The sequence below is a fragment of the Bacillus sp. CZDM1 genome, assembly GCF_055502545.1.
On the sequence record NZ_JBUESO010000004.1, the window covers coordinates 502,518 to 518,571 of the forward strand.

Below are 16,054 nucleotides of genomic sequence, written 5' to 3' on the forward strand. Positions count from 1 at the left end.
TAGATGCTAAGGGAATCAAGCCTGGCATCTTTTTTTGCCTGTTAATTTGCGCTATATAAACAAAAAAATATCCCTTTTGAAAGACTGTATGACTGTCTACTCAAAAGGGATCTGTTAAGTCTCTGATTATAACGTAACTCCACTCTTAAAAATCGAAATCTCTCTAAAGTCATTTTTCTCATTATTGACAAATTCGCCGCTGGCAACTTGAATAATATACTCCACAAAGTCATTTAACACTTGTTTTGGCAGTACTCCCTCATCCAATAAGGTTCCTGCATTAAAGTCAATCCAGTGTGGTTTTGTTTCGTAGATTTGTGTATTAGTTGAAATTTTCATTGTTGGAACAAAGGTTCCGAACGGGGTCCCCCGCCCTGTCGTAAATAAAACCAGCTGGCAGCCGGCAGCTGCAAGCGCCGTGGAAGCAATGAGGTCATTACCTGGGGCACTTAAGAGATTTAACCCTTTTGTTTTAAGTGTATCAGCATATTTTAAGACATCGACAATGGTGCTCGTGCCCGCTTTCTGTGTGCACCCAAGGGATTTGTCTTCTAGTGTCGTAATACCGCCAGACTTGTTCCCTGGTGAAGGGTTTTCATAAACAGGTTGATTATGACGCAAAAAATATTCCTTGAAGTCATTGATTAGATCAACAATCTTTTCAAAAATCTTTTCATCTGCAGCACGTTCCATTAATTTCGTTTCGGCTCCAAACATTTCCGGGACTTCAGTAAGGACGGTTGTTCCTCCTTGTGCAATTAAATAATCAGAGAATCTCCCGAGAAGCGGATTGGCGGTAATGCCAGAAAATCCATCGGATCCACCGCATTTTAAGCCAATTTTTAATTCTGAAAGTGGAACGGACTCCCTTTTGTCATTTTTAGCATTTTCATATATTTCCATGACCAGTTTAAAACCTTCCTCGATTTCATCGGTAACATTTTGGGAGATCAGAAATTTCACTCTCTCCTCATTCACTTCACCCAACGCCTTTTTAAACTCAGGCAGCTCATTATTCTCACAGCCAAGACCTAAAACAAGAACACCTCCAGCATTGGGATGCTTTACTGCATTGATTAGTATTTGTTTTGTGTTTTCATGGTCATCTCCTAACTGCGAACATCCATAGTTATGCTTTAAGACAAGGACATTGTCAAATGGGCTAACATCACCAACATGACGCTCAAACCGCTTGATAATTTTCTCGGCAATTCCGTTCACACAGCCTACAGTAGGTACAATCCATAATTCATTCCGAATTCCAACATTCCCATCTTCCCGGCGATATCCCTGGAATGTCCGATTTTCATTTTGAAATAGATTCTGAGATTCCTTAAACACGTATTGGTATTCCTGTGTTCCTGATAAATTCGTTTTTGTGTTATGGGTATGAACATGTTCACCAGCTGCAATCACACCGAGCGCATGCCCGATTGGATAGCCGTATTTAATAATATCCTCATTTTCATATATATCTTTTACCGCTATTTTATGGCCGCGGGTGACGTCTTCTTTTATTTGTATATTCTTGCCATTAAGATGAATGGTTTCATTTTTCCTAAAGTTCCTTAGTGCTAGAATAATATTATCAGTTTCAGTTATTTGAAGAAAATCCTTCATATTGCGCCCCCTTCTAAATGGATGTTTCAAACAATTCTTTCAGAGCTTCCTTCACTCCCATTTCATAGATAGTAAGGAGGTTTGCACAGACGGTACGATCTAGATTTGGAATCGAGGTCAAATCCATCCCCCATAACCTTTTCTCTGCCAGGATTTCGTTCACGAGTTCTTTCATAGTAAGTTCATGCTGCTCAAATTTTTCCCAGTAAGTTTTAAAGAATTGCACATTTGCCGGATCATCCTGAAGTTCGATTATGTCATTTCCTCTTTTTCCTTGATAAAAATAAAGCAGGCAGCTTAATGAAAAAACCATTCGTTTTGGCAAGCTGTGATATTTTTCAACATAATCCAATAAGGCGGGCAGATTTCTTGTCTGAAATTTAGAAATGGAGTTTAATGCGATACTCATTAAATAATGCTTGATATATGGATTAGCAAAACGGTTAATCACATCATCTGCATAACTGCATAGCTCTGTTTTTTCCCCCTCTAATGTTGGGATTATTTCCTCTTCGATCATTTCTCTTATAAACAGGCCGATTTCTTCATGATTAACACTTTCTTCCACCGTGCTTAAACCGTAAAGATAAGCAACCGGAGTCATCGCTGTATGTGCACCATTTAAAATCCTGACTTTCCGTATCCTATAGGGAGTTAAATCGTCGACAATCAGTGTGTTTAGCCCTGTTCCCTCAACCTTCAGCTCATTTTTTATCCATTCCGGTCCCTCAATGACCCAAAGGTGATACTGCTCCCCTACCACCATCAATTCATCTTCATATCCAAGTTGTTCGGTTTTTTCTTTATAGGAATCGGTTGGAAATCCAGGTACTATCCGGTCTACAAGGCTTGAACAAAAAGTATTAGCGTTCACTACCCATTTAATAAATTCATCCCCAAGGTTCCAGTGGCTTGCATATTGCAATACGATTTTCCTCAACTTTTCCCCGTTTCTTTCAATTAGTTCACATGGAATGATAATGCAGCCTCGCCTTGTATCACCTGCAAACGCTATAAAACGGTGATAGAGGAACGCTGTCAGCTTCCCTGGAAAACTCTTCTGCGGCCGATCCTCCAACTGGTCGGCTGGGTCAAACACAATCCCAGCTTCTGTCGTATTAGAAACGATAAAACGGAGATCTTCTGTCCCTGCAAGCTTGATATATTCTGGGTAATCCGCAAATAGATTAATACCCCTGCTGATTGACTCAATCACTTGATGCTGATTTACCAATTGACCTTCTTTTATGCCCTGTAGGTAAAGGGTGAACAGTCCATCCTGTTTATTTAGCCTTTCAATCTTGTTATTGCCTCGCGGCTGAACAACCACGACACTACCATTGAAATCTGTCTTCTCATTAAGAACGTGGATTTGCCAGTCAATAAATCCTCTTAAAAAATTACCTTCCCCAAACTGAAGTACCTTCTCGGGATAGGAGGTATATTCATGATAAATTTTATTATTAAGTCTTTGCACTATTCTTTTCCCCTTTCCATTATGCACACGTTAACATTTTTGTTCATAAAGAAAGGTAAAAACTAACCTCTCTTCTTAACAGAATCTCTTATGATTAATTCTGTATTGGCAAAAACCTTTTCGGCTTTTTCTTCTTGGCCTGTTACGAGTGAAAGGATTTTTTCCGCACCAAGTACACTGATTTTTTCTAACGGCCGCTTTACCGTTGTTAGCTTTGGTGTTGTATATTGGGCGAAACCAATATCATCAAATCCAACAATGGAAATGTCATTGGGGACATTCAACCCACTAGCAAACACAGCATTCATTGCACCAATGGCCATGTCGTCATTGGAACAAAAAACGGCTGTTGGAGGCTTTTTCAAGGATAGTAATTTTTCCATTCCCTGATATCCGCTTTCCATATCATAATTTCCACTCACGGAATAATCCGGCTGAATCGTAATGCCATTATCAATCAGCGCAGTAAGATAACCGTCCTTACGCATTTGCGTTGATTTAAAGGTTGGAATTCCTTCAATGACTGCGATATCTGTATGACCGCAATCTATTAAATACTGCACAGCTTGTCTCGATCCCTCTGTATCGTTAGAGAGAATGTTGATGATGTAATCTTCTTCAATTTCTCTGTTAAGCACGACGAGGGGAATTTTCTTTTGGAGTACATGATAAATAAAAGAATGATCCCGTACACTTTGGCTCATTAAAATGATCCCGTCAAATCTTTGCAGATTAATACCCGAATAATCCTGATAATCATCGATACCCCTAATAAAAAGGTTATATTCTTGGCTAATGGTACTGTTTACTCCCTTAATTGTGTCTGCTAGGAAGCTTGGCGATGTGCCATTGCTAATACTTGTTAAAAATAAACCAATCGTATGCGACTTTTGCATGACCAGACTTTTTGCATTGTAATTAGGCGTATAATTTAGCTGGGAGGCAATATCAAGGATTTTCCTCCTCGTTGGCTCTTTAATAAAAGGGCTGTTATTTAGCGCCCTTGATACAGTTGTATGAGATACATTGGCCAATTTTGCAATATCTTTTATAGTAACCATTGTCTTGACCTGCCTTTTGCAAAGAATAATTAAGTTCATTATACCTTATCCTTGCTGCCTCTCCAGCTATAAAACTTTTTAGCTACTGCTTTTAAGAGCTGTACTCAACGGTTTCTGCTTCCTGAAACTCAAAATAGTTTTTGGCGTTGTAATAGGAGATCCCCTGAACAATTTGCCCTAGTAACTCTAAATCATTAGGTGCCTCGCCGTTTTCCACCCATTCGCCGATTAAATTGCAAACCAATCTTCGGAAATATTCATGTCTTGTATAAGATAGAAAACTTCTTGAGTCAGTAAGCATACCGATAAATCGGCTGAAAAGACCAACTGTGGACAATGCCTTCATCTGTTCAAGCATGCCCTCTTTTGTATCGTTGAACCACCATGCTGTACCGAATTGAATTTTCCCAGGCGTCTTACCGTCTTGGAAACTATTTATGATGCTTGCGATTACATAGTTATCTCCAGGATTCAATGAATAAATAATCGTCTTAGGAAGCTGGTTATCCTTCTCCAGTGCGTTCAGAATATGGACTAACGGCTTTGCTATTTGGTCGTCATTCATAGAATCATAGCCTGTGTCAGGACCTAGAATCTTGAACATCCTCGTATTATTGTTACGGTGGGCATTAATATGGAACTGCATGGCCCAGTCTAGTTTGGAATACAGCTTACCAAGATAGATTAACGTGAACGTTTTGAACTTCTTTTCCTCTTGAAGAGAAATACTGCTGCCCGATAATCTCTTTGAAAAAATCTCATTCACTTCTTCGAAGGTTGTTTCTTCAAATACCATAGAATCTAAAGCATGATCCGATACCCTGCCTCCAGCAGAATGGAAAAATTGCACTCGAGCTTCAAGCGCAGCAAGGAAATCTTCATAAGTCTCAATATCTATTTCTGCAGATTTCTCAAGCTTAGCGACCCATTCCATAAATCCTTCACGGTTTATTTCTAATCCTTTATCAGGTCTGAAACCTGGTACAACACTGACTGAATATGAATTTTCTTCTCTTAACTTTAGATGGTATTCAAGGCTGTCTACAGGGTCATCTGTAGTACAAACAACCTTGACTTTTGACTTTTCAATCAAATTCCTTACACTAAATCCCTCTTCGTTAAGTTTGGTATTTACTTTTTCCCAAATTACTGGTGCACTTTGTTCATTTAACAAATCATAGATACCGAAGAACCGCTGTAATTCTAAATGAGTCCAATTGTATAATGGATTTCCTATTGTCATAGGTACGGTTCTAGCCCATGCAAGGAACTTTTCATAGTCACTGGAATTCCCTGTTATATATTCTTCGGATATTCCGTTGGCTCTCATTGCTCTCCATTTATAATGATCACCATACAACCAGGCTTCCGTAATATTTTTAAATTTCTTATTTTCATAGATTTCCTTAGGACTTAAATGGCAATGGTAATCAATAATTGGCATGTCTTTTGCGTAATCATGGAATAAAGAGATAGCGGTTTTATTTTTTAATAAAAAGTTTTCATCCATAAATTTTTCCACTTTGCACCATCCTAATATAAAATGTTAACGTTAACAAAATTCTTTATTTTCAGTCTAACAAATCTGAAAAACATTGTAAATAAATTGTTAACGTTAACATCTTGTTTTGTCTTATATCCGCCTTCACTTTTTACTAGTCGTACTTCCACATCAGGCTGCAAGCGAAAAGACCATTATTAGTGAATTCTTGAATAATTTTTAATAACTATACAAAAAAGAGAGCTGGGTAATTCCACCAGCACTCTTTCTACTCTAACAAAATTAATTCGTAACGGCTTCGCGTTTGCGCTTTTTCTCCATTTGCTTTTCGTGCGCCCGAGCGTGGGCACGGTGGCGGTCTTCTTCAACTTCAGCAGACATTTGTATACCCATAGGGACTGTGGTAGCCGCTATTTCTTTGAGCCCGTTCTGGTCTTTCTCAAAAACAAATGATGCTCTTGTTGAAATATCAGCTCCTTGCTCAGTCACAAAAGGAACGACACGGTAATCTGCACGCCATTGTTCTGGAGTGACCTGGCAGCGAACATAACCGCGGTAATTATTAAAGAATTTAATGTGCGGGTTATCCGCCAAAGATTTGGCCGTGTCTGCACGCCAATCAGATCCGTTTCCTCCTGAAGTAATCGATGTTCCAACAAACTCTGCTCCAAAAATCGGAGCCTCTGGATTGTTAAAATCAGTGGTAAGGTTTGAAGCCCAGCTTGCATGCACATCTCCAGTAAGAACGATAACATTGTTGATGTTACTGCCAGCAGCAAAATCAGTGATTCGCTGACGTGCCGCCGGATATCCATCCCATGAATCCATACTGAATTTTGGTGCTGTGATGCTTCCCGATTTGCGCTGCGCAAAGAAAATCTGTTGGGCAAGGACGTTCCAATGAGATTTTGAGTTTCCTAGATTGCCAATGAGCCATTGTTCTTGTTCTGTTCCAAGAAGAGTGCGCTTTGGATCCAAGGATTCCGGTGTATGAGCTTTCGACCCATCACCATTCGCCTGGTCATCTCGGTACTGACGTGTATCGAGAACATAGAAGTTCGCTAAATCACCATAGGTAAAATCCCGGTATAATTGCATGCCGCCATCGTGGGGCAATGACGACCTGCGGAGTGGCATATGCTCATAATAAGCCTGGTACGCAGCAGCACGACGCTTTATAAACGCCTCAATAGACTGGCCTTTTTCTGGAATGATATTTGCGTAATTGTTTTCAACTTCATGATCATCCCAAGTAACAACCCACGGGAATGCAGCGTGTGCAGCCTTGAGGTGTTCATCAGAACGATATTGGGCATGACGAGTACGGTAATCTTCAATTGTGATAATTTCATCACCTTTGTGGGCACGGACATTGCCCGTTGATGAAAGATACTCGTTCGTACCGTATTCATATATGTAATCGCCAAGGTGGAATACAAGATCCAGATCCTCTTTCGCCAAATGCTTGTATGCAGTAAAATAGCCGTGTTCATACTGCTGACAAGAAGCGAATGCGAACGTCATGCTTGCTACGTTGGCACCTGCTGCCGGTAAGGTTTTTGTTTTTCCGACAGGACTTATTTCATTTCCGGTCTTGAAACGGTAAAAATAAACACTATTCGCTTGCAGGCCGCTCACTTCTACATGAACTGAATGTGCGAGATCAGGGGAAGCATGTTCCGTGCCTCTTTTGATTATGTTTCGGAAGTTTTCATCAGTGGAAAGCTCCCAATTAACGGGAACGATATGTGCTGGCATTCCGCCGCCATTTAATGGATCCGGAGCTAGCCTTGTCCATAATACAACACTGTCAGACAGAGGATCGCCGGAAGCAACACCAAGAGTAAAAGGATATTCGCTGAAGTTCGGAGCTGCATCTACTTTAAATCCTCCCAATGATTGAGCAATGGTCAGCCCAAGTGAGAGCCCAGCGATCTTGCCGGCTCCATGAAGAAAACTGCGGCGATCTATATTCTTTTTCAAATTTTGCTCGTTAAACTTCCTAATCATTTCGTCCAAATTAGTCATGATTTATCCCCTCTCAAATTAGCATATTTTCACCACGTTTTTGATTATAACTAGGATTTATTAAAAAAATATGAAGTTTGTAAATAGAAAAATAGTATAGTTTGCATTAAATGGTTCATTTATAATAGGCCATTCCATTTAGTTGAAGAAAAAATTCACAACAATAATTCGGATTTCTTCCAATCAACGGCAATTTCTATCGACATTACATAGCCTTTTTTTCCTGTTTTTCTTAATATTATTTTCATAAAAATCTTACAAACTATCTTTTCAATATAATGTGCACGTTACCTTCCTTGACCATCAAGGGTGCCTTCTAAAACAAAAAATCTCACCTTCTATATAGAAAGTGAGATTTTTATGTTGAAATCCTTTATAACCTTATTGAGTGACTTCCTCGCCTTGATATATCCGAAATGCGGGAACAATCGTGTCGGAAACAATTTCTTTTCCTTTTTCACGAATGAAATCCAATTTATAATAGGAATCAAATCTTTGGCTAATTTCCGTTTTCACCAGTTCGGGCGGAGTAACGACGATGAATTGGAACTTCAGTTTTTCAGCAACGGCAAATATTGGATCAAGGACATGTGCTGAGGCTGCTTGTCCGAACGGATTATCACAGACTAATGGAACCCAGCTTTGGTCGGTTTCACTTTTAACAGATAGTAACATCATCATCATCACCATTCGGGCTGATAACTTTTGCCCTCCGCTTCCATCTGATTTCGTCTTAGAACCTTGATTAATCGTCTGCCAGGTTGAATAATGTTCTCTTTGCGGTTTTCCGTACATAAAGGCATTATCCGTCCGCATGTTATAGACAAGCAGTTCAGGATACCTATTTCTAAGTGAAACAAACAAAATTTGTTCATCACTAATCAATTGTTTGACTTCTTCATCTAATGCTCGATTATGATCATCGATTAGATCAAATTGTTTGGTTATTTTATTAATTGCAGCTACGAAATGCTGCTTCAGCAATGGTTCGATATCTTCAGGCTTTTTAGGTAAGATGTCTTCTTTAAGCTGGACGAGCGGAAAGGACCCTCGTTCATTTTTCAACTTCATTTTTGAAACCATTGAACGAATTGCCTCTGAAATGCTCATCACTTTCATGCTGGCACGGCTAGCCCAGAAGTTTTGCGCCTTTTCTGCTCTTTCCTTATCGCGTTCCAATTGCTCCAATCCACTTTGTGAAAAACGCTTCATATTTTTAACAACGCTTTGGATATGCGTATAATGCCTTGTATCCATATGGTCAAGTGTTGTTAATACTTCATTTTTAAAGCGAATCTCCCAATCCTTGCCTTCAATTGTCAGCTTTAAATTTCGTAATGATTGATCGATTTTCGCATGCTTCTCTTGGCCTTCTTCTTGTATAGCTTGATGTTTTTCACACCAGGATAAGATACATGCTTTTCCTTGACTCTTAATTTGTTCTACATCCTCATTCGTAAATACTCCCGCTTCTTCCTTTAGGATGACGGATAGTGTTAGGAGATCTCCTTCATAACCAGTAATATGATTTTCAGTTTCTTTTTTGCGTTTCTCCGCCTGCTTTACTTCCTCTTTCGTTAACTTTGTTTGGTCTTTTATTTCTACTTCTTTAACCACTAAGTCAAGATCTGCCCATTCTTCTGGCTGTTTTTCATGCTTCTCAACTTTCTTCCCTGACTTTCCACGTTGTTCCGCTGCATGCTTTAAGGACGTTTCGGCGACGGTTACAGCCGTTCCTTGATCCCGTTCTTCTTTTTCCGCTGCCTTTGCTTCCTTCTGTGCAGTTTGCAGCATATTTTCTAAAATACTGATTGGTTCAGATGGTTCCGGAGCATCCTTCCAATCTTCATTATGAGTTGTGAGTTTCTTTTCTAATTTCTTTTGCTGCTTCTGTTCGGTTTCTTTTCTTGCTTGTAGAACGAGTAATTCTCTAGCCTGTTCTTCTTTAGATTTTTGCAGCTGCTTTAGCTCTTCGATACTACCGTTTATCTTCTGTAGTAAATGCAGCGATAGATGAGGAACCTCTTCGCTTTGGTCCGCTTTTTGGTCAGGAGGAAAAACGGCTTCTTCAATAAAGAAGGATATCTCCTTGATATTTTGTTCAGTTGTAAGCTTCCATTCAACATACGTTTGATTCCACTGGTTTTGCAAATCAACGATAGTTTGATATTCTTTTCCTATTTCTTGCTGCTGAATAGTCAAGGCTTCCTTTTGTTTTTCCTTCTCAAGTTTGACCCGTTTATTTTCTTGTTGAAGCGTTTTTTCTTGATCAAAAGCCTCTAATGTTTCTACATCTTTTGTCAGCTTTTCTATCTTGCCGTTTGCCTTTTCCAGCTGTTCTTTTATCCCAAGCTGTAATTCTTTTTCTTTATCAACTTGTGTTTTGATTTCCTGTAATTTCATTTTCTTGGAAGATAGAGCGTTTAGCTCATGGTTCCAAGCTTTTTCAAGATCATTAGCAAGCTCACCAGATAAAAAACGATCAATTTCTTTTAAAATTCGACGTAATGAGGTTTCTGTTTTTTCAATTTCAAGGAGAGCATCTTTCTTTTCTTCTATTTGTTTAGCAATCTTTATTTTCCAGTCCGTGAATTGGTTTTTATTCGATAAAAGTTCTTTCTCCGTTCCATTAATGATCACAAAAGATGGTTGTGGATGTTCACTATTCATTTCCTCGCGCAAGAAAATCGGAACAGGACTTTTAAACATCCTGCCTGAAAGAACCTGATGATTTATTTTTTTCCATTGCTGCCCACTTACGACCAAACCGTATGGAAGAAGCGGATTTGACATCAGGCAGCTCGCCATATCCTCTGTCCCTAAGGATTGAAGAAATTGAGTTCCATAAAACACATCAATCCCAGTCTTTTCATCAATCCATTCCTTTAATTCTTTCACGTCCTTATTTGCGACCCAGAAAGGCTCATCGTTTAAGGTGTGGTCGAGTTGTGTTTCCCAAAGTTCTTTTTTCATTTGTTCAGCTTGCTGACGGTTATGGTTCAGTGTTTCTTCAATCTGTAAGCTATACTTTGATAAAAGAGAAGGAGTAAACGGTGCAGTGACGTCATCTAATATACCAAGAAGCCTATCTAGTAGTTTTGCTTCTTTTTGCTTTTGCACTTCATTTGCTGCGCTTAGTTCTTCACATTTTTCTTCTGAATACTGAATCGATTGGACGAGCGTACCATGTGAAGCAGCAAGCTGATTTTGCAGTTCACTAGATTGTTTATCTTTTGCAAGCAACTCTACTACTCTAGCTTTTTTATCTTCAATTTGTTTAAGAATTCCCTCGTTCAAGCCCTTAAAGTCATAGCTTAAGCGGTCGCCAAATGTTTGGATGAGTGCCGCTTCCATAGACTCAAAGTTATGCATTTGTTTATAAAGAAAATCAATTTCAGTACTAAGCTGGGCAATGTCTTTTGTCTTTTGTTTATCTTGCTGCGCGAGCTCTGTTGCTTTTTTCTTTAAATATTTTTGATACCCCAAGTACTGTTTAACACCATCTTGGATGGATTGATAGGACTCGTCCCACTCTTTTCTAGCTTCTACTTTGATTTCAGCCATTCTTTGATTCACTTGCTCTAAGCCGCTATTTTGTTCCAATGTCGCAATCTGTTGTGACAGCGAGGTGATACTTTGTTCATTTTCACTCCACTCTTTTAATAAAGCTAGAAAGACCAATTGTTCTTTTCTTTCCTGCTTCACTTTAACAATCTCTTGTAAAGAAGTATGTTTAGCTCTTTCCTCTACTAATTTCTTTTCCCAATCCATGACCTCTCGGTGAGCTTTTGCAAACTCTAAATTATCTTTTTGAAAGCGAAGTTCTCCTTGCCTTATGATTAATTTTTCCATTTCTTTCTCGATAGCTAGTAAACTTTCCTCTTCCGATTGCTTCAAATGCTTCAGCGCACCAAGGAGTTGTCTTCCTGTCTGTGTACTTGCATGAACGATTTCTTTATGTTCCACTCCTTTAGCTAAGTGCTCTTCGAATGGAACAATATCTTCTAAAAACTCTTTATGGGCTTGCTCTCTTTTTAATAGAACAGGCAAGTCCTTAGCGATACTTGCCTGACTTTTGAAAATCTCCACCAGATCGTCCTTTTGATGTTCGGTTCGATGTAAGACTTGACTCACAGTAGGAATGATTCGTTTTTGGAACAGGGAATGGTCATCCTCAGCGCCCTCGAAGTATTTCCCAACACCGCCTTCATCCTTGTTAATATCCTTCATAATATCCCAGTCTTTACGGTTAATTCCGTATGTATCAAGGATGCGATAGTGCTTCTTCGTATCTCGGTAAACGTCAAACCCATTCCATTTTAGATAGTCCTTCAAGCTTTCACTATCAGCAGCCTCATCATTTTCATAAAGTGGAATATGCTCAAGTGCTGCCTCTTCTTTACGCTCAAATTCTCTTGTGTAAAAGGTAATATTTGGGAGGATCTTTGCTTCCTGTTCTAAGGTTTTATTTTCATTTCCACTTTCTTCACTCATTGAAATCCGCTGTTCAGCTGAAAACATACCTCCTGTAATCAGATGGCGACGGTCTGCACCGTCCAATTCCCATTGAATAAGAACATGAAAGGTATAGGGAATAAATTGCTCTTTATTATTAAAAAAGAACTGCTGATAATAGCGATTGTTCTGCTTTCCCCACGAGGTTCCAGGTTTAAGGATTTGGAAAATCGTTTGTAGGAACACACCTTTTCCGCCACCATTCATCATCGCAATGAGCCCATTTGTTGAGGTCTCCTCATTATGGAAATTAAACGTGGTATCTTTATATTGCTTTTGCATGCCATCATACTTCAGATTGACAATTCTAATTCGATTGATTTTCGGCATGCTCATTCTCCTCCGCAGTCATTAACTTTTTGAATAGTTCATAGCGATCATAATCGTGATACAAGTATTCAATTCGCTCAAAAAGCTCACTCTTAGGAATCACCTTAGCGATATCGTCCCGATCAAGAATCACGATCAGCCCCTCAGTTTCTAATAAACGCATAGCCCCAGCAATTAAACCGATGCGGGTTCGCCGATTTCCTTTTTTTAGTCCAAAATCATCACTATCGACCTCCATGTATTTCCATGTGGTTACAACTTCCTTCATATCAATTCGTTCTTCTTCCCCGAAGGTGGGTTGAGTTTTAAGAATACTCTCCCATTTCATGATAAGATCATTGACTTGCCGTTCTAGTGCATAGTAGCTAATGCCCTCCCGCTTCGTGCGGATTTTCGCAGCCTGATTGCGATCGATGGCTGCTAAAAAAGACATAATAACAATGCTAATAAGATGAAAGTGTTTTTTCGTTTCCACTTGCCTATGCTTATCTTTCAAATGGGTAAAATTCGTTGCAAAGACGGAGCCGGTTGGCTGAACAACTAAATGGATGCGTTTAGGTGCTTCAATGATATATGTACCGGATTCGTCTGCTAATAAAAGAACCGTCTGTCTCACATCCGGATCAAAATATGTCTGGAAGTGTTCACTATTTTCGTCGATTACTTTATCTTTTAATAGAGTGAAATAGACAGCGGATGCCTTTTTAATACTTTCTGCATTCATCATTTTCCCTCCTGTACACAGATCTTAAATGGGGTGATTTTCATTTGATACCAATGATGCGGCTCCGCTCGATGGTCAAACTTGGTAAAAATCTTTGAGCCTTCAAACACTTGAAATTGCGGGTATTCTTTCATTAGTTTAGAAAGAAGAATTTCCCTCTCATCGCTTAAGGTTTCTTCCTTTCGATGCAGTACTTGAACCTTCAACGGCTTTTTATCGAACATCATCCACAAATCTATTGTTTCAGATTCCTCAAACCATAAATCCTGTACTTCTAATGGCAGCTCTTTTAAATCCTTTAATGAAAATTCACCGTTCGTTTGTAAAAATTGAAATACATAACTCCATGCCTTAATAACAGAATCCCAGTTGGTCACTCGCAGTCGGGTAATACTTTCTTCTGCCTCCTCTTCGACTACCGTCTCGGTTATCTGTTTTTCATCGAATTCTTGTTCACCCCAGATCCAATCGAGTGGCAAAATAAATTCATTCTTCGGTGAAAATAACGGAGAAAGAACTCTTTCTATTTCCGTAAAACTTTGAACTCCCTCCTTCATAAACAAATTTTCATAAAAATGTTCGCGAAATGAAACGAGACTGGTTTCCCAAAATAGTGAAGGATTTTCCGCTTTTAATTTCATCTCATAGGAAATATTTTGAATGACTAGCTTCGCAAAACGATCATGCAATTGCCTTGTATGTCCAATTTTCTCTTGGAGAAGAATTAATTCTTTCTGAATGGAATCATCTTCTTCATTTCTGCGTTTTGTTTTATCGATCATACTGGTAATCGTACGAAAGTGATTTTTTTCTTCTTCAAATTGCTTTTCAATTTCACCACGATTGTCTGCCCTTTGCCATTCTTCATCAATCAATAAGATTTTGGGATTGTTGATCATTTCCTTTTGAAAAGAGAATTCATTTGCCATTAAGCGGTTCACGCGTGAAATGAGGTGATCGAGGTTTCGGGTAGCTTTTCGAAAATTACCATTCTTAATCAGCTGCATACTATAAAGTTGTTCAATGGTGATGGAGAATTCCTCAGCCATTTCCCTGCTCATAAAAATCATTTCCTGTGAGACATCAGTGAGTTTATAAACAATCGAACCACCCATCTCTAAATTCGTATATAATTCATCCATCGTGACATAGCGAAAGACCTGAGTTTCCCAGGATTGTCTGATTTCATCGTAATATAATGCCTCAAATGGTTTGCTGTACTCTTCCTTTCCCTGATACAACAGACCGCTTGTAATCCGTTCAATTTGCTTGTCGTCTGCTAGAAGCTTCATTTGTTTGATAGAGTCTTCAACCATATATTTGATATCTGATTTCCGCCTGTGATCATCATCATTTAATTCTCTATAAAAAATGGTGAGGAGTACCTGCATGAGAATGGATTGGATATGAGGTTTCAGTTCTCCTACTTCCATTCCCCGGCCAAGCTCAAACAGTGGATTTAATCGTTGCATTCTCTGGGCGAAGCCTTCCCATGATTCGTTCACTGCCATCTCCTCCATGTTTCAATTGTTAAGACTTCTTGCGGGATCCGTTTATTTTCCTGCCATAATTGTTGTAATAGTGCTTGCTCTTCTTCCGTAAACCATTGAAAGAATGCATCACGGTATTTAATGTTTTGTGTTTGACCTTGTTTTTGATCATTTCTTTGAGCTATGCACTCTAGCATTTTACGATAGATTTTCAAGGCAGGCTGAATACAGCAATCCGGGTATTTTTCTACCAGCCTGCTAATAATCCCATATCCCGCTGCATCTAGGTCTCCCGCGTAATAGAAAAGATAGTTGTTGTGTGGAAACATTCTGAAGAAAAAAGAAAAGCTTCTTTCAATTTTCGTTCCTTCCCCATAAATAATCAGTTCAGGTTCATAATCGAGTTGATTGGATTCTAATAATTTAATGGAAGTATGGAAGAAAGATAGGTTCTCGACAATCAGGACCCGCTGAATATCTTTTATCTCTTTCCCTTGTTTCATCCAAAATACAAACGGCTCCCCGTAGTTCACCATTTTAAGCTGCTCTTCTGATACTCCAATTCTAGCTAAAAATCCTTTCCCCTCAGGAAAGCTATCACCATCATATAAGAATTTTTCATGACCAAAGAGCTCTAGACTTCTTTCCTCAAATGACACGATTTCTCGTTCCTGGCTAGTTTGTAAAAATGTATATACATTCTGGATGCGATCCCATTCGTCTTGTGTCTGCCATTCAGGATGCCGTTCATAATAGGAAAAATCAAACTGATCACTTAATTTCATCATCGCAAGACGATCCCATTTGTTTTCCTGAACCTTTATATTAACCCAATAAAATAGCTTAAGCGCTGGAGTTCTTCCATTATATTGATTATTTAGAATAGGGATGAGCTGTCCCTCAGCCTCCAATGTTTGAATGGCATGGTAAAACAAAGAATACCCGTCCATCTCAAAATAATCCTCCAATAGCTTACGCAGCTGAAGTTCCAAATCGTTAATATTTATCTTCTTCTTCTGTTTAGGGTGTTGAATATCCTCAATAAAACCTCTCACCCGTGTTTCAATGATGTCGATTGTACTCACCTACTTAAATCTTCCTAATTTCATAGAGATCTATTCCTATTGTCCAATTTGGACATCCTTTTATTATAAACTAGTTACGGTATGGTTGGTAAATGAAATTTCAAAACCAAGGGGACGGTTCTTCTGGCCTTATTGGGCCAGGAGAATGTACTGCACCCCGAAAGTTAGAGTGAAAATCTGACTTTTGGGGTGTTTATTTATGGGAAAATATGGTGAAAAACTT

Annotated in this window: 9 protein-coding genes; all 9 read right to left on the reverse strand. The window is 39.0% G+C overall.

Features of this window, described 5'->3' with window-relative positions:
* Positions 1-126: 126 nt before the first annotated feature.
* Positions 127-1,620, reverse strand: coding sequence for a UxaA family hydrolase (locus tag ACY3XC_RS12645; protein ID WP_464868846.1), 1,494 nt, complete (start codon positions 1,618-1,620; stop codon positions 127-129).
* Positions 1,621-1,633: 13 nt separating this feature from the next.
* Positions 1,634-3,097, reverse strand: coding sequence for a tagaturonate reductase (locus ACY3XC_RS12650; protein ID WP_464868847.1), 1,464 nt, complete (start codon positions 3,095-3,097; stop codon positions 1,634-1,636).
* A 62-nt stretch (positions 3,098-3,159) separates the two neighbouring features.
* Entirely contained in the window at positions 3,160-4,158 is a 999-nt protein-coding gene (locus ACY3XC_RS12655) for a LacI family DNA-binding transcriptional regulator (protein ID WP_179157549.1), read from the reverse strand.
* 91 nt (positions 4,159-4,249) lie between these two features.
* Positions 4,250-5,680 (reverse strand): glucuronate isomerase, encoded by a 1,431-nt coding sequence (gene uxaC / locus ACY3XC_RS12660; RefSeq protein WP_464868848.1) that lies wholly within the window; start codon positions 5,678-5,680, stop codon positions 4,250-4,252.
* Positions 5,681-5,941: 261 nt separating this feature from the next.
* Positions 5,942-7,687, reverse strand: coding sequence for an alkaline phosphatase D family protein (locus ACY3XC_RS12665; protein WP_464868849.1), 1,746 nt, complete (start codon positions 7,685-7,687; stop codon positions 5,942-5,944).
* A 381-nt stretch (positions 7,688-8,068) separates the two neighbouring features.
* Complete coding sequence (locus tag ACY3XC_RS12670) at positions 8,069-12,532, reverse strand: hypothetical protein (RefSeq protein WP_464868850.1); 4,464 nt, start codon at positions 12,530-12,532, stop codon at positions 8,069-8,071.
* Positions 12,510-13,259, reverse strand: coding sequence for a DUF6063 family protein (locus tag ACY3XC_RS12675; protein WP_464868851.1), 750 nt, complete (start codon positions 13,257-13,259; stop codon positions 12,510-12,512). The genes ACY3XC_RS12670 and ACY3XC_RS12675 overlap by 23 nt, the downstream gene beginning before the upstream one ends.
* Positions 13,256-14,767: a hypothetical protein gene (locus tag ACY3XC_RS12680; RefSeq protein WP_256988930.1), complete on the reverse strand. Its 1,512-nt coding sequence runs from the start codon at positions 14,765-14,767 to the stop codon at positions 13,256-13,258. The genes ACY3XC_RS12675 and ACY3XC_RS12680 overlap by 4 nt, the downstream gene beginning before the upstream one ends.
* Complete coding sequence (locus ACY3XC_RS12685; protein WP_464868852.1) at positions 14,758-15,831, reverse strand: Wadjet anti-phage system protein JetD domain-containing protein; 1,074 nt, start codon at positions 15,829-15,831, stop codon at positions 14,758-14,760. Before ACY3XC_RS12685 ends, ACY3XC_RS12680 begins: the two co-directional genes overlap by 10 nt.
* Positions 15,832-16,054 lie beyond the last annotated feature (223 nt).

What these genes read in the sequence shown, in the direction of transcription:
- ACY3XC_RS12645 (WP_464868846.1), bottom strand. Translation starts at nt 1,620, where the DNA reads ATGAAGGATTTTCTTCAAATAACTGAAACTGATAATATTATTCTAGCA.
- ACY3XC_RS12655 (WP_179157549.1), bottom strand. Translation starts at nt 4,158, where the DNA reads ATGGTTACTATAAAAGATATTGCAAAATTGGCCAATGTATCTCATACA.
- ACY3XC_RS12665 (WP_464868849.1), bottom strand. Translation starts at nt 7,687, where the DNA reads ATGACTAATTTGGACGAAATGATTAGGAAGTTTAACGAGCAAAATTTG.
- ACY3XC_RS12670 (WP_464868850.1), bottom strand. Translation starts at nt 12,532, where the DNA reads ATGCCGAAAATCAATCGAATTAGAATTGTCAATCTGAAGTATGATGGC.
- ACY3XC_RS12675 (WP_464868851.1), bottom strand. Translation starts at nt 13,259, where the DNA reads ATGATGAATGCAGAAAGTATTAAAAAGGCATCCGCTGTCTATTTCACT.
- ACY3XC_RS12680 (WP_256988930.1), bottom strand. Translation starts at nt 14,767, where the DNA reads ATGGCAGTGAACGAATCATGGGAAGGCTTCGCCCAGAGAATGCAACGA.